The organism is Allopusillimonas soli (assembly GCF_004153445.1).
In the GTDB taxonomy this organism is placed as follows: domain Bacteria; phylum Pseudomonadota; class Gammaproteobacteria; order Burkholderiales; family Burkholderiaceae_B; genus Allopusillimonas; species Allopusillimonas soli.
This window is the reverse complement of the sequence record NZ_SDQC01000001.1, coordinates 16,683-31,717: the sequence shown is the minus strand read 5'-3', so window position 1 is coordinate 31,717 and position 15,035 is coordinate 16,683. Positions and strand designations below refer to the sequence as shown.

Annotated in this window: 15 protein-coding genes; 13 read left to right on the top strand and 2 right to left on the bottom strand. The window is 61.0% G+C overall.

Features of this window, described 5'->3' with window-relative positions; translation table 11 throughout:
- Window positions 1-6: 6 nt before the first annotated feature.
- Both pgsA and ERD78_RS00125 read left to right on the top strand, forming a co-directional pair.
- Window positions 7-588 (top strand): CDP-diacylglycerol--glycerol-3-phosphate 3-phosphatidyltransferase, encoded by a 582-nt coding sequence (pgsA, locus tag ERD78_RS00130; RefSeq protein WP_129967155.1) that lies wholly within the window; start codon window positions 7-9, stop codon window positions 586-588.
- Window positions 589-607: 19 nt separating this feature from the next.
- On the top strand, window positions 608-1,921 hold the full coding sequence (locus tag ERD78_RS00125; protein WP_129967154.1) for an MFS transporter: 1,314 nt from the start codon (window positions 608-610) through the stop codon (window positions 1,919-1,921).
- Between the two features lie 113 nt (window positions 1,922-2,034).
- Here ERD78_RS00125 and queF read toward each other — a convergent pair whose 3' ends face one another.
- A complete protein-coding gene (queF, locus tag ERD78_RS00120) occupies window positions 2,035-2,850 on the bottom strand; it encodes an NADPH-dependent 7-cyano-7-deazaguanine reductase QueF (RefSeq protein ID WP_129968261.1) in 816 nt (271 codons plus the stop codon).
- A 264-nt stretch (window positions 2,851-3,114) separates the two neighbouring features.
- Between queF and aceA the strand changes: the two genes are divergently transcribed.
- The 10 genes from aceA (at window position 3,115) to ERD78_RS00070 (ending at window position 11,205) form a co-directional block, all read left to right on the top strand.
- Window positions 3,115-4,440 (top strand): isocitrate lyase, encoded by a 1,326-nt coding sequence (gene aceA, locus ERD78_RS00115; RefSeq protein WP_129967153.1) that lies wholly within the window; start codon window positions 3,115-3,117, stop codon window positions 4,438-4,440.
- Between the two features lie 178 nt (window positions 4,441-4,618).
- Window positions 4,619-5,584, top strand: a complete 966-nt coding sequence (locus ERD78_RS00110) for a P-type ATPase actuator domain-containing protein (protein WP_129967152.1) — start codon at window positions 4,619-4,621, stop codon at window positions 5,582-5,584.
- A gap of 3 nt (window positions 5,585-5,587) precedes the next feature.
- Window positions 5,588-5,818 (top strand): cbb3-type cytochrome oxidase assembly protein CcoS, encoded by a 231-nt coding sequence (ccoS, locus tag ERD78_RS20135; protein WP_129967151.1) that lies wholly within the window; start codon window positions 5,588-5,590, stop codon window positions 5,816-5,818.
- Window positions 5,819-5,857: 39 nt separating this feature from the next.
- Window positions 5,858-7,342 carry a cytochrome-c oxidase, cbb3-type subunit I gene (ccoN, locus tag ERD78_RS00100; protein ID WP_129967150.1) on the top strand — a complete coding sequence of 495 codons (1,485 nt, stop codon included), beginning with the start codon at window positions 5,858-5,860 and terminating at the stop codon, window positions 7,340-7,342.
- A gap of 10 nt (window positions 7,343-7,352) precedes the next feature.
- Window positions 7,353-8,012: a cytochrome-c oxidase, cbb3-type subunit II gene (gene ccoO / locus ERD78_RS00095; protein WP_129967149.1), complete on the top strand. Its 660-nt coding sequence runs from the start codon at window positions 7,353-7,355 to the stop codon at window positions 8,010-8,012.
- A 2-nt stretch (window positions 8,013-8,014) separates the two neighbouring features.
- Window positions 8,015-8,197 (top strand): cbb3-type cytochrome oxidase subunit 3, encoded by a 183-nt coding sequence (locus tag ERD78_RS00090; protein ID WP_129968260.1) that lies wholly within the window; start codon window positions 8,015-8,017, stop codon window positions 8,195-8,197.
- Window positions 8,194-9,114 carry a cytochrome-c oxidase, cbb3-type subunit III gene (gene ccoP / locus ERD78_RS00085; protein WP_129967148.1) on the top strand — a complete coding sequence of 307 codons (921 nt, stop codon included), beginning with the start codon at window positions 8,194-8,196 and terminating at the stop codon, window positions 9,112-9,114. Before ERD78_RS00090 ends, ccoP begins: the two co-directional genes overlap by 4 nt.
- A gap of 22 nt (window positions 9,115-9,136) precedes the next feature.
- A complete protein-coding gene (gene ccoG / locus ERD78_RS00080) occupies window positions 9,137-10,633 on the top strand; it encodes a cytochrome c oxidase accessory protein CcoG (RefSeq protein WP_129967147.1) in 1,497 nt (498 codons plus the stop codon).
- Window positions 10,634-10,650: 17 nt separating this feature from the next.
- Window positions 10,651-10,911: a FixH family protein gene (locus tag ERD78_RS00075; RefSeq protein WP_129967146.1), complete on the top strand. Its 261-nt coding sequence runs from the start codon at window positions 10,651-10,653 to the stop codon at window positions 10,909-10,911.
- Between the two features lie 39 nt (window positions 10,912-10,950).
- Window positions 10,951-11,205: a hypothetical protein gene (locus ERD78_RS00070; protein ID WP_129967145.1), complete on the top strand. Its 255-nt coding sequence runs from the start codon at window positions 10,951-10,953 to the stop codon at window positions 11,203-11,205.
- A 51-nt stretch (window positions 11,206-11,256) separates the two neighbouring features.
- On the opposite strand, the gene ERD78_RS00065 is transcribed toward ERD78_RS00070, so the two are convergent.
- A complete protein-coding gene (locus tag ERD78_RS00065; protein WP_167668796.1) occupies window positions 11,257-12,225 on the bottom strand; it encodes a helix-turn-helix domain-containing protein in 969 nt (322 codons plus the stop codon).
- A 51-nt stretch (window positions 12,226-12,276) separates the two neighbouring features.
- On the opposite strand from ERD78_RS00065, the gene clpB reads away from it, so the two are divergent.
- A complete protein-coding gene (clpB, locus tag ERD78_RS00060) occupies window positions 12,277-14,871 on the top strand; it encodes an ATP-dependent chaperone ClpB (RefSeq protein ID WP_129967143.1) in 2,595 nt (864 codons plus the stop codon).
- The last annotated feature ends 164 nt before the right edge of the window (window positions 14,872-15,035 follow it).

The following is a 15,035-nucleotide window of genomic DNA, read 5'->3' as shown; positions in this document are numbered from 1 at the left end:
TCACCTATGCCTATCAATCTGCCCATTGCCCTGACCTGGTTGCGCATAGCCATGATTCCACTGGTCGTGGGGCTTTTCTACGTGCCGCACGGATGGCTGGCGCTTCCGGTTCGCGATGCCGTGGCGGCGCTGGCCTTTATTGTGGCCGCGCTCACTGATTGGTTCGATGGCTTCCTGGCTCGGCGTTGGAATCAGACATCCTCATTCGGCGCCTTTCTCGATCCCGTGGCCGACAAGCTCATGGTTTGCGCCGCGTTGCTCATCTTGCTGGACCTGGGCCGCGTCGACTCCTTTATTGCACTCATCATCATAGGGCGTGAAATCACCATTTCCGCATTGCGCGAATGGATGGCCAAGATCGGCGCCAGCGGCAGCGTGGCGGTGCATCGTCTGGGCAAATTCAAGACAGCGGCGCAAATGGTGGCCATACCTTGCCTGCTTTTCTGGCAACCGCTGTATGGCATACCCGTCCAATGGGTGGGGCAGGTGCTCATCGTTATCGCTGCTATTCTTACTGTGTGGTCCATGTGCTATTACCTGCGGCGCGCATGGCCGGAAATTCGCAACAAATCGGACAGGTCGCCCTAAAGCGGCCCGCAAGCCAGCCATGTCTACGAACAGTCTTGCCCTGGGGCAGGAAGCGCGCGCGGTTCGTCACCGCGACTGGAAGCTCATCAGCCTGATCAGCTCGGCCCACGCCTGCTCCCACTTCTTTCAGTTGGTTTTCCCAACACTGTACCTGTCGCTTGCGCATGAATATGGCTACGATTTCGCTCAGCTGGGCCTGCTGGCGTCCACCTTCTACCTGGTGTCCTGTCTGGGACAGGCTTCCTCGGGTTTCGTAGTCGACCGCATCGGCCCCGCGCCGGTCTTGCGCTTCGGCCTGGCGGCTTTTGTGGTGGCAGGCATACTCATCGGCGCATCCAACGGATACTGGATGCTCATGCTGGCCGCAGTCATAGGCGGTGCAGGCAACTCCATTTTTCATCCCGTCGACTACTCGCTCATCAATCACCGTGTAAGCCCGGAAAGGCTGGGGCATGCCTTCAGCGCGCATGGGCTTACCGGCAACCTTGGGTGGGCGCTTACGCCCATCTTCATGGCGAGTATCATCCATATTGCCAACTGGCGCATTGCCACCTTTTCCGCTGCGGCCCTGGTCGGCGTGGTGCTGCTGCTGACCGTGGCGGGGCGCCGGCTGCTGGCGGGCCGCGACGATGCCTTCGAGGCCGCGGACAAGCCGCAGGAGGCCGCAGCCCGAAGCGACACGGCCGCCTCCACCAGTCTGGCTCATAAATCGGTCCGGCAAACCTTGGCCATTCTGTTGGTGCAGCCCGCGCTATGGGGGGCATTCCTGTTCTTTGCCTGCACCACCATGGCCACATCCGCCGTGCAGAACTACACCATCCCCATGCTCGGCGATATCTATCATATCGACAAGGTCATCGCCGGCACCACCCTGTCGGCCTATATGGTTTCTGCGGCGCTGGGCATGGTTGCCGGCGGCTTTCTGGTCGGCGCCACGCCAAACACCGAACGCACCGTCGCCATTTCCCTGATTCTGGCGGGTGCGTTGCTGGTGGTGCTGGCGCTGGGGGCGGTGCCTCCCGCCTTTGCCATCGCACTCGTGGCATTGGCGGGATTTTGCTCGGGCGTTTCCGCGCCCTCGCGCGACATGCTGATCAGGCGGGTGACACCCAAGGGCGCCACCGGCACCGTATACGGCCTGGTCTATTCCGGCATGGATGTCGGCTCTTCGCTGGCGCCGGTGGGCTTCGGCCTGCTTATCGACGTGGGTTACTCGCAGGGCCCATGGTATGGCGCCGCAGCCGGCTTTGTGCTTGCTTCCTTGCTGGCGCTGCAGGTGGCGCGCGCCGCCAGCCGCGGAAGCAGATCCGCGAGCCAGGGCGTGGCTGCCTGATCCGCCTCCTCCACCCTGTTTGCGCGATCTGCGGGGAGGGCTCGCGGATGGTCAGAAGATTATTCGCGGGGGTTTTGTCGCACCGGGGCGTCTCGGCTGGCGGATAGCCCTGATTATTGGCGGATTGTCCTGATCGCTGGCGGCCCCTCCAGGTCGCTGCCGCGCCACGGATTGATGTCCAGCCCGCCTCGCCGCGTATAGCATGCATGCACCATCAATTGCGCGGGCCTGCATGCGTGCCAGATGTCGCAGTACATTTTTTCCACGCAGTGCTCATGAAACTCTGTGTGCCGCCGCAGCGACACCACGTAGCCCAGCAGCGCGGCCCGGTCGATTGCGGGCCCGGTGTAGCGTATCAGCACACTGCCCCAATCGGGTTGGCCGGTAACGGGGCAATTGGACTTGAGCAGATTGGATACCAGCGTTTCACTCACTATTGCGGCGTCGGGCAGACAGCGCAACAGTTCGGGTGCGGGATCGTAGCGATGAATCTCGATATCGAGATCGTCGATGCAGATGCCCGGCATGGGTTGGAAGGCCAGGCTGTTCTTTTCGCCCAGAGGCGTGAGCGTCACGTCTACGGGTGCGCCGGTAGCCTCAGACAGATCGCGAGCCATGAGCGTCTGCACCGCTTGCGCATTGTCGTGCCGTGTTTCGCTGAAGCTGTTCAGATACAGCTTGAACGACTTGGACTCCACCAGCCGTGGGCTGGAGCATGGAACGACAAAGCGTCCCACTGCCACCACGGGCTTGCCGCGCGCATTCAGCCATGACAGCTCATAGGCATTCCAGATATCCGCGCCATGCCATGCGTCGGGAATAGCCAGGACGCTGCGGTTCGCTGCCCGGTCTATGCGGAAAAGCAGCGCCGGGTCATAGCGTTGCGGATAGGCGACTTCGCGCCCCAGAGGAGAGCCGATGATATGCATGGCAATATTGTAGCGCGCTGGCACTGCTATCCCATATCGTGAAATGCGTATTTTGCCATATGGAAAATCCATGCTGCGCCGCTTTCTCTATGATTTCATAGCAGGAAAATATATTTCATAATGCAAAACAAATATCATAATATATTGAAAAATAATAGAAATATAATTTGTCTTATATAAGACATAGTGCGTTCGTGCATCGCAGCATACAGGTAGACTTTTCTCCAACGGCTAACGGTTTTTTTCTACTTATTGGAGATATACATGACGACGCGCGAAACTGAAATCCGCAATCTGCAGCGTACCTGGGCGGAGGATCCGCGCTGGCAGGGCATCAAGCGAGGCTATGGCGCCGACGAAGTCATCCGGCTGCGCGGTTCGATCGCCGTGGAACATACGCTGGCGCGCCACGGCGCTGAAAAGCTCTGGAAACTGCTGCACGAGGAAGACTTCATCAACTGTCTGGGTGCGCTCACGGGCAACCAGGCCATGCAACAGGTGAAGGCGGGCCTGAAGGCCATCTATCTGTCCGGCTGGCAAGTGGCAGGCGACGCCAATATCGCTGGTGAAATGTATCCCGACCAATCGCTGTATCCCGCCAATTCCGTACCCACGGTGGTTCGTCGCATCAACAACGCCCTTACACGTTGCGACCAGATCCAGTGGATGGAAGGGCGCAATCCTGGCGACGATGGATATGTCGATTATTTCGCGCCCATCGTGGCCGATGCCGAGGCAGGCTTCGGGGGCGTACTCAATGCCTTCGAACTCATGAAAAGCATGATAGAGGCTGGTGCAGCGGGCGTGCACTTCGAGGACCAATTGGCGTCGGTGAAGAAATGCGGCCATATGGGCGGCAAGGTGCTGGTGCCTACCCGTGAAGCCGTGGCCAAGCTGGTATCGGCGCGGCTGGCAGCCGATGTCATGGGGGTGCCCACCATCCTGCTGGCGCGCACCGATGCCGATGCGGCAGACCTCGTGACCAGCGACATCGATCCCAACGACCATCCCTTCATCACCGGCGATCGTACTGTCGAAGGCTTTTTCCGTACCCGTGCCGGCATCGATCAGGCCATTGCGCGAGGGCTGGCTTATGCGCCGTATGCCGACCTCATCTGGTGCGAAACCTCCACGCCCAATTTGGAGTACGCGCGCAAGTTCGCCGAGGCCATACACCGCCAGTTCCCCGGAAAGCTGCTGGCCTATAACTGCTCCCCATCCTTCAACTGGAAGAAGAATCTGGACGACGATACCGTGGCCAGGTTCCAGCGCGAGTTGGGCGCCATGGGCTACAAGTACCAGTTCATCACCCTGGCCGGATTCCATGCGCTCAATTACGGTATGTTTGAGCTGGCCCACGGCTATGCACGCCGCCAGATGAGCGCCTTTGTGGAGCTGCAGCAGAAGGAGTTTGCCGCGGCCGACCTGGGCTTCACCGCCGTCAAGCACCAGCGCGAAGTGGGTACGGGCTATTTCGACGCCGTCACTCAAACCATAGAGGGCGGGCGCTCATCGACCACAGCGTTGACCGGCTCCACCGAGGAGGCGCAGTTCGACGAGGAGGCCAAGGCCAAGCTGCACGCCGCTTGAGCAGAAGAGGCCAACGGCTGGTCTCTTGCAGGCACCGCGCGCGCCATCCGGGCTCCAGGATGGCGCGCGGCCCATGCGGCCACCGTGCATGGCCTGCGGCGCCGGCCGCCGCGACCACAAACCATCTCCTTTGATTTAAATCAATACTCGGGTAAACCCGGACATCTATAGTCCGGGCATGCGCCCGTATTCTCTATTTTCCACACCACAAATCCTATCCGTAGCGGACAGGATGGCCCGGCGTCGCCTGCTTGCGCGCCTGGGGCTGGCTTGGCTCGGCATGATGCAGGTCATGATGTTTGCGTTCCCGGGTTATCTGCGCTCCGCAGGTATGGGTACGGATAATCCCGCACTGCTCGATCAGGCCATTTACATGATGAACTGGGTCAGCCTCGCGTTGACCCTACCGGTTGCGCTTTACTGCGCCTCGCCCGTATGGCGCGGGGCATTTGCCCAATTGAAGCGTGGCCGCGTCGGCATGGATGTGCCTGTGGCCCTGGGCATTGCCGCCGCCTTCATCCCCAGCGCGCACGCCACACTGGCGGGGCGGGGGGAGGTGTATTTCGATTCGGTCACCATGTTCGTGGCCTTTCTGCTTACCGCGCGCTATCTGGCTCTGTGCGCGCGCCAATCGATTTTCGTTGGTACAGACGTTCAGGCCATTGAGCGCTTTCGCGATGTGATGTCCGCTCACGCCAATCGACTGGCCTTGTGGTTTGTCGCGATCCAGTTGCTCCTGGCGCTGGCGGCCGGCGGCGTCTGGATGCTGTATGCGCCCGAACGCGCGATCGCCGTCGTGGTGGCGCTGCTGGTCATGAGTTGCCCCTGTGCCATGGCCATGGCCGTGCCCACGGTGACGGCGGCCGTTCATGCAACCTTGTCTGTGCAGGGCGATGCAGCGCCCGCGCACGTGCACCCGCTCACCGCTGCGGCGAGCGTCGTTGCCCGGCAAAACCTTTACGGATCAATAGCCTGGCATTTGCTCATGACACCGCTGGCAGCGGCCGGATTGGTGGCCCCCTGGGTCGCCGCGCTCACCATGCTGATTTCCTCGCTGGCCGTCGCGGGCAACGCTTGGCGTTTTTTCAGGCGCGAGACACGTATCTGCGCCGTCCATTGGCCGGTGGCGCCCGCCAGGAGCTGAAGCATGACCGCCTCCCTGCTTTTGCTTCTGCCGATTTCCGTTCTGATGGCTGCACTGATAGGCATCGCTTTCTGGTGGGCCATCTTCGCTGGGCAATTCGACGAGGCGGGCGGCGATGGTGGAGGCATTCTCCTGGACGACGACAGCACGCACAGGCAGCCGGCAGGTACCGCACCGCCTTGCACGTGCGTGCATGAGGCGGCCCATTGCAACCCAGACCAACAGCAAGCCTGACAGATTCTTATGAATGCATTCAATCCTGAGGGGAAACACATGAACGCGTCCGATACTGCCGCGGGGCAGGTCGAAATCTTCAACTACGGCGTTGTGCGGCAATTCACTATTGCAACCGTATTCTGGGGAGTTGTCGGCATGGCGGTTGGCGTACTGATCGCCGCGCAGCTCATCTGGCCCGAGCTGAACTTCAACACGCCCTGGCTCAGCTACGGGAGGCTGCGTCCGCTGCACACCAATGGCGTCATCTTCGCTTTCGGCGGCAGCGCATTGTTTGCCACATCCTATTATGTCGTGCAGCGTACCTGTCAGGCACGGCTTTTTTCCGACAAGCTGGCCGCATTTACATTCTGGGGCTGGCAGGCCGTACTGGTGGGTGCGGTCATCACGCTGCCCCTGGGCTATACCAGCACAAAGGAATACGCAGAGCTCGAATGGCCGCTGGACATTCTCATAGCGCTGGTATGGGTGGCTTACGCCGTCGTATTCTTCGGCACCATTGCCCGGCGGCGCGTGCGTCACATCTATGTTGCCAACTGGTTTTTTGGCTCGTACATCCTGACTATCGCCGTACTGCACATCTTCAATAATCTGGAGCTGCCGGTGTCGCTATGGAAATCATATTCCATCTACGCAGGCGTGCAGGATGCCATGGTGCAGTGGTGGTACGGCCATAACGCCGTCGGCTTTTTCCTGACCACAAGCTTCCTGGGCATGATGTACTACTTCGTGCCCAAGCAGGCCGAGCGGCCCATTTATTCATACCGCCTGTCCATCGTTCATTTCTGGGCGCTGGCCTTCACCTATATGTGGGCGGGGCCGCACCACCTGCTGTACACCTCCTTGCCCGACTGGACGCAGTCTCTGGGCATGGCGTTGTCGCTGATACTGCTGGCGCCATCCTGGGGCGGCATGATCAATGGCATCATGACGCTCTCGGGCGCCTGGCACAAGCTGCGAACCGACCCCATTTTGAAGTTTCTGGTGGTGGCGCTGTCTTTCTATGGCATGTCCACATTCGAGGGGTCGATGATGTCGATCCGGACCGTCAACGCGCTGTCGCACTATACCGACTGGACCGTGGGCCACGTGCATTCCGGCGCGCTGGGGTGGGTGGCGATGATCACCTTCGGGTCGCTGTACTACATGATTCCCCGGCTATATGGCCGCAAATCCATGGCAAACATGCAGCTGGTCGAGTTGCACTTCTGGGTCGCCACGCTGGGCGTGGTGTTCTACATCGCCTCGATGTGGATTGCTGGCGTCATGCAAGGCCTGATGTGGCGTGCTACGGAACCGGACGGCACACTCACCTACAGCTTTGTCGAGGCGGTGAAGGCAACGTATCCGTTCTATGCCATACGGCTGGCCGGCGGCCTGCTTTTCCTGTCCGGCATGTGTCTCATGGCTTTCAATACCTGGCTCACTGTGCGGGGCCAGTCCAAAGTGAATCCCGCTGTCCCGCTATACAGCCCCGATGCGCGCGATCCGGACTACGCCGTCCCGGCGCCTGCCGCTGCTTGAGGAGAACAAGATGGCCAATCGCAAGACCACCGGCTTTTCCCACAAGCTGATAGAAACCAATGTGGCCCTGCTCATCATCCTGAGCATACTCGTCATATCCTTCGCAGGGCTGGTGCAGATCGTGCCGCTGTTCTTTCAGCATTCGACCACCGCCCCGGTGCAAGGCGTGCAGCCCTACGAGCCCTTGCGCCTTGTCGGGCGGGACGTCTACATCCGAGAAGGATGTGTCAGCTGCCATTCGCAGCAAATACGCATGCTCAGTTCGGAAGTGCAGCGTTACGGTCCGTATTCATTGGCAGGCGAGTCGCGTTACGACCATCCCTTTCTATGGGGCTCCAAGCGCACCGGACCCGATCTGGCGCGAGTGGGCGGACGCTACTCGGATGACTGGCATCGCGTGCATCTGCGCAATCCGCGTGACGTCGTCAAGGAGTCGAACATGCCGGCCTATCCCTGGCTGCAGGACCGCTCTGTCGAGAAGACGGACGTGCGCGAGCGCATGCGCGCGCTGCGCAAGCTGGGCGTGCCTTATATCGACGAGCAAATCGAGAAGGCGCCCGAGGCCCTGAAGGGGCAGACCGAAGAAGACGCGCTGGTGGCCTTCCTGCAAGGCCTGGGCGTGGCGGGCCGTGATGAGGCGGCTCGGGCTGTGGTTAAGGGGGCGTTGTGATGATGGCAATCGTAAACGGCGTTGCCACTTTGCTGGCCCTTGCCACTTTTCTGGGCATAGTCTGGTGGGCCTGGTCCGCAGGGCGAGCCAGGGCCAATCACGAAGCATCCATGCTGCCTTTCGCACTGCCGGACGAGCCTGTGTCCGATACCCAGCGCAAGAAGAATGAAGGAAACCCGTCATGAGCCATTTTGTCAGCGGCTTCTGGAGCTATTTCATCGCCATCATCACGCTCGGCGGTATTGCGTTCTGTCTCTGGCTTTTGTTTACCCAGCGCGCCTGGCTGGGCCGCACCGTGCCCCAGGCTCAGGACACCGGCCACGTATGGGATGGCGACCTGACTGAACTGAACACGCCGGTGCCGCGCTGGTGGACCGTCTTTTACATCGGCCTGTGCGTGATTGCTCTGGGCATTCTTTTTCTCTACCCCGGCCTGGGTGATTACCGGGGGACGCTGGGCTATACCAGCGCACAGCAGGTCAAGGATCAGCAAGAGGCCTTGCGGCGGCAGATCGAGCCGCTCTATGCGCGCTACCGCGAAATGCCCATTGAGGCCATCGCCGGGGATGAGAGCGCACGCCAGATCGGGCAGCGGCTGTTTCTCAATAATTGCGCGCAATGCCATGGTTCCGATGCGCGCGGCGCGGCCAGTTTTCCCAACCTCACGGATAACGACTGGCTGCATGGCGGCGAGCCTGCGCAAATCATGCAGACCATTGCCAAGGGCCGCCACGGCATGATGCCCGCCTGGTCCGCAGCCATCAAGCCCGATGAGGCGGGCAACATCGCGCAGTATGTGCGCTCGCTCTCGGGGCTGGCCAGCGATCCCTTGCGCGTCGTGCTTGGCAAGGAAGGATTTCAGAATTTCTGCGTTGCCTGCCATGGCGTGGACGGCAAGGGCAACCAAGCCGTCGGCGCGCCGAATCTGACCGACCGCGTCTGGCTCTACGGCAGCTCGGAGGCGGCCATCGTGGAGACCATCCTGAAAGGGCGGGAGAACATCATGCCGGCGCAGGAGGGCGTCCTTACCGAGGATCAGATCCGCATGTTGACCGCCTGGGTCTGGGGCCTTGGCCGCCGCGATGGCGAAGGCGGACGATAATTCACGACGGGCGGCGCACGACATGAAAAGCGAATCGATCACCCGGCCAGCGCGCGGGGAGGACAAGGCGCCCACTCCCGTATGGCAGCCACCCCGGCTGGGCAAGGGCGGCCCCTCTCCTCAGGTAGAGCAGGCGCTTTCCGATGTGCGCAGCAAGATCTACCCGCGTTCGGTCTCCGGCATCTATGCGCACTGGCGCATCATCATGGTGTTTGTCACCCAGGCCGTCTTCTATGGCCTGCCTTGGCTGCAATGGAACGGCCGCCAGGCCGTGTTGTTCGATCTGGCCGCGCGCAAGTTCTACATCTTCGGCATGGTGCTCTGGCCGCAGGATGTCATCTATCTTGCGGTCCTGCTGGTGCTTTCGGCCTTGTCACTGTTTCTGTTTACCGCCATGGCTGGCCGCCTGTTTTGCGGCTATGCCTGTCCGCAGACGGTGTACACCGAGATTTTCATGTGGGTTGAACGCAAGATCGAAGGAGACCGGATCAAGCGCATCCGTTTGGACGAAGCACCCTGGAGCTGGCGCAAGTTGCGCATCAAAGCCACCAAGCACATCGTCTGGATATTCATCGCGTGGTGGACCGGCTCGACCTTCATAGGCTATTTCGCCCCGATTCGCGAGCTGGGCATGGGGCTGATCACTTTCACGCTGGGGCCGTGGCAATGGTTCTGGATGGTGTTCTACTCCTTCGCAACCTGGGGCAATGCCGGATTCATGCGCGAAGCGGTGTGCAAGTACATGTGCCCGTACGCGCGCTTCCAGAGCGTCATGGTCGACGACGACACCTTTGTGGTCACCTATGATCATGTACGCGGTGAGCCGCGCGGCGGCCGGTCGCGCAAGATAGACCACAAGGAAGCCGGCATGGGGGACTGCGTGGACTGCAGCCTGTGTGTCCAGGTCTGCCCCACCGGCATCGATATCCGGGATGGACTGCAATACATGTGCATCGGTTGCGGCGCGTGTGTGGATGCCTGCGACCAGGTCATGGACAAGATGGGTTACGACCAGGGGCTCATACGCTACACCTCCGGGCGTGCCATCACACAAAGACTGACGCAACAACAGGCGCGACGGCGGCTTCTGAGACCGCGCGTCCTGATCTACTGGGCCATCTTGCTGGCCATCGCCGTTGCCTTCGTCGTGTCATTGAGCACGCGCAGCACCCTGCGCATGGACATCATCCGGGATCGCGGCACGCTGGGCCGCGAGGTGCCAGGGGGGATCATAGAAAACGTCTACCGCCTGCAGTTCATCAATACCGCCGAGTCGGATCTTGTGCTTGAACTGTCCGCAGTGGGCATGCCCGGTCTTTCTGTCGAGGATACCGGCACCGGGTCGTCGATCGTGAGGCTGGAGGCGGCCTCCAACACACTGATTCCGGTGGTAGTGAAGGCGCCCGCCGCCCAGGCGCCGCCGGGGCTGCACAATATCGCGCTCTCTGGCGCCGGCCACTACCCGCAAGGCGGCGAGATCCATGTCCTGGAGAAAACCAGTTTCTTTGTGCCCCGCTAGGGGCGTGCGAGGTGCTCATGTCTGAAAACGCGCGCTGTTCCGATACGCCGAGGGTGGTGCGCCCATGGTGGCGTGAACCCTGGCCCTGGATACTCATGGCCGGCCCTGCTTTGGCTGTGATAGGCTGTATTATCACAATTGTGATAGCCATAACGCATTTTTCCGACCAAGCCATTCACGACGGCGGCGTTAAGCGCGGCCTGATCGTATCCATGGAGCAGGTTGCGCCCATCGCCGTCCCGCAAGCGCCTGGCACGTCGCAGGGGCAGGGCGGTTGACGTCAGCCATGGATCTTTTTTTCTGAAATGGGAGACCGCATGCGCAACCATGCATGGATGTGGATACTCTGGCCGCCCTTTCTTGTGGCGGCGGCGGCCAGCGCCACCGTATTTGCCCTGGTCGATCCCCTGGACATCGCGTTTTTCGGGCACGTGACAGCCGGCCGCCAGCTCGTGTACGCAGGCGGATTCTTTTTCTTTTGGCTGATGGCGGCGCTGTCCAGCGCACTGACCCTGCACATGGCGCCGCGTGTGCGGATCCGCGACGAACTCAGCGGCCAGGAAGAGGATTGACGCAGTCGGCGGGCTGCGTTTCGCCGCGACGGCTGCAGCGACTGCGGGCGCTCAGTCGCAATCGCCGCCCGACAGGGCAAGTAAGGCCGGCAAGTCCAGCAGGTGCACCTCGCGCTGCTGGATGCGAATCAGGCCTTCCCTGGCAAAACGGGAAAAGAGCCGGCTGACCGTCTCCAGCGTCAGTCCCAGATAATTGCCAATTTCCTCGCGGCTCATGCGCAGCAGGAACTCCGTGGACGAATATCCGAGCGCTGTCAGCCTTTGGGACATATTCATCAGAAAGGCCGCCAGGCGCTGCTCCGAACGCAGTGAACCCAGGGACATCACAAGCTGGTGGGAACGGTTGATTTCCTTGCTCATGAAGCGCCGGAACTGCTGCTGCAGCGAAGGCAGGAGACGCGACAGATGGTCGATGTCCTGGATGCGGATGACGCACACTTCACTGTCTTCCAGTGCGACCGCATTGGAGACATGCCGGTTTTCCAGCAGGCCGTCCATGCCGAGGATTTCTCCCGGAAGAAGAAACCCAGTAATCTGCATGTGCCCCGAGGCGTCTTCGAGTTGCGTCTTCAGGGACCCGAACCGTATCCCATATACCGCATCGGCCGGATCGTCCAGGCTGAACAGCGTGGCGCCCTTGCTTACGCGGATGCGCTCCTTCACAAGCTCATCCAGCTTTTCCACCTCATCCGGCGCCATGCCTACAGGCAGGCAGATATCACTGAGCATGCAGGTGGAGCAGCGTGTGGATTCAGATGTGATGGCTATTGTTCTTTGCATAGTATCGCCCCGCAGGCGCATGATGGCATAGCGGCCGGGAGGCCCTGCAAACGCGAGCAGCTTGCCCCTTCGGAAGGCGCCGACAGCAGCTGGAAGGCTAATCTCCGAGAGGGCTTGGCCTGTACGGAGAATAGTATCAAATATGGCATCTTCGCGCCGGGCGGCGTCGGCCCCGGCAAGGCCTTCGATTCCCGCCTTGTTCAAGCCCAGGGGCTTGAAATCCGCGGATATTGCCCGCACATAACACATATCCGAGCCTAGCTCCCCCTGATCCACTGTGAAAAAGAAATTATGCGATTCGATAAACTCACCACCAAGTTCCAGCAGGCGATCGCAGATGCGCAAAGCCTGGCTGTAGCGAATGACAATCAGTACATAGAACCCGCCCACGTGCTGGCCGCCTTGCTGTCCGACCGCGACAGCGGTGCGTCCAGCCTGCTTGCGCGCGCCGGCGTGTCGGTAAATCGCCTTACGAGTGCCGTCAATGCGCAGATCAGCGGTTTTCCGCAAGTACAGGGCTCCGAGGGCAACCTCCAGGTCAGCCGCGACCTCCAGGCCGTGTTGGCGCGCACTGACAAAGAGGCCACCCAGCGTGGCGACACCTATATCGCCAGCGAGCTTTTTCTGCTCGCCCTGTCCGACGATAAAGGCGAAACGGGCCGCATCCTGCGCGAGGCGGGCCTCCAGCGCAAGGCGCTCGAGGCAGCCATAGAGGCCGTACGCGGCGGCGCCAGTGTTGGCGATGCCGAGGGAGAGTCCAACCGCGAGGCGCTTGCCAAGTACACCACCGATGTTACAGAGCGCGCCGCGCAGGGCAAGCTTGACCCCGTTATAGGCCGCGACGACGAAATCCGTCGCACCATACAGATTTTGCAGCGCCGCACCAAGAACAACCCCGTTCTTATCGGCGAGCCTGGCGTGGGCAAGACGGCCATCGTCGAAGGCCTGGCCCAGCGCATCGTCAACAACGAGGTGCCCGAAACACTCAAGGGCAAGCGCGTGCTGTCGCTTGACCTTGCTTCGTTGCTGGCGGGCGCCAAGTTCCGGGGCGAGTTCGAGGAACGCCTCAAGGCCGTGCTCAAGGAGCTCTCCCAGGACGAAGGCCGCACCATAGTCTTCATCGACGAATTGCACACCATGGTGGGCGCCGGCAAGGCCGAGGGCGCCATGGATGCCGGCAATATGCTCAAGCCCGCCCTGTCGCGCGGCGAACTGCACTGCATCGGCGCCACCACGCTTGACGAGTACCGCAAATACATCGAAAAGGACGCCGCGCTGGAACGCCGCTTCCAGAAAGTGCTGGTCAACGAGCCCAACGTCGAGTCCACCATCGCCATTTTGCGCGGCCTGCAGGAGCGCTACGAGCTGCACCACGGGGTAGCCATCACCGACCCCGCCATCGTGGCCGCAGCCGAGCTTTCCAACCGCTACATCACCGACCGCTTCCTGCCGGACAAGGCCATCGACCTCATCGACGAGGCCGCTGCCCGTATACGGATGGAAATCGACTCCAAGCCCGAAGTCATGGACAGGCTGGACCGCCGCATTATCCAGCTCAAAATTGAGCGCGAAGCGGTCAACAAAGACACCGACGAAGCCTCGCAGCGCCGGCTGAAAGCCATAGAAGACGAGCTGGTGTCCCTGCAGCGCGAGTACAACGACTATGAAGAGGTCTGGAAGGCCGAGAAAGCCGCAGTACAAGGCTCGCAAAGCATCAAGGAAGAAATCGACCGTGTGCGCGCCGAAATGGGCGAGCTGCAGCGCAAGGGCCAATACGACAAACTCGCCGAGCTTCAGTACGGCAAGCTGCCGGAGCTTGAGGCGCGCCTGAAGGATGCCGAAGTGGGCAAGCAGGAAGTCGACCAGCCTGATCGGCCTCGTTTGCTGCGTACCCAGGTTGGCGCCGAGGAAATCGCCGAAGTGGTTTCCCGGGCCACGGGTATCCCCGTGTCCAAGATGATGCAGGGTGAGCGCGACAAGCTGCTGCAAATGGAAGAATATCTGCACAAGCGCGTCGTGGGGCAGGATGAGGCCGTCATGCTGGTGGCCGATGCCATCCGGCGTTCGCGTGCGGGTCTGGCCGACCCGAGCCGGCCTTATGGCTCCTTCCTGTTTCTGGGGCCGACAGGCGTCGGCAAGACCGAGCTCACCAAGGCGCTGGCCAGCTTTCTGTTCGATTCAGAAGACCATCTTATCCGCATCGACATGAGCGAGTTCATGGAAAAGCATTCGGTTGCCCGCCTGATAGGCGCGCCGCCCGGATATGTGGGCTACGAAGAGGGCGGTTACCTTACCGAAGCCGTGCGGCGCAAGCCTTACAGCGTGATTCTGCTCGACGAGGTTGAAAAGGCGCACCCCGATGTCTTCAACGTGCTGCTGCAGGTGCTGGACGATGGCCGCCTTACCGATGGCCAGGGGCGTACCGTCGATTTCCGCAATACGGTCATCATCATGACATCCAACCTCGGTTCGCAGCACATCCAGAACATGGCGGGGCAGCCTTACGACGTGGTCAAGGAAGTTATCTGGGGCGAACTGAAACAATCGTTCCGTCCGGAGTTCCTCAACCGCATCGACGAGGTCGTGGTGTTTCATGGCCTGGAAGCCAAGCACATCGAGTCCATCGCCCGCATTCAGTTGCAGCGCCTGGCCGAGCGGCTTGCTCAGAAGGACATGCGCCTCGAGGTCAGCGATGCCGCGCTTGCACAGCTTGCGCGCGCAGGGTTCGATCCGGTGTTCGGCGCAAGGCCGCTCAAGCGGGCCATACAGCAGAATATCGAGAATCCCATTGCCCGGCTTATTCTCGAGGGCAAATTCGGGCCCAACGATGTCGTGCCTGTCGACTGGGACAACGACGAGTACGTGTTCTCGCGCACTCTGCAGTAAACCGACGGCATATAGGCCATTGCACGATGGCCAGCCCTCGTTCAAACCCCGCGGTGACGGCCTCGCTGCGGGGTTTTCTTATTATGCGGCCCAGTTATGGCGTATGGCCGGGCTTGCCTCTTGCTGCAAGCGCCTGGCCTTGAGGCATCTGGCGTTTGCTGTGG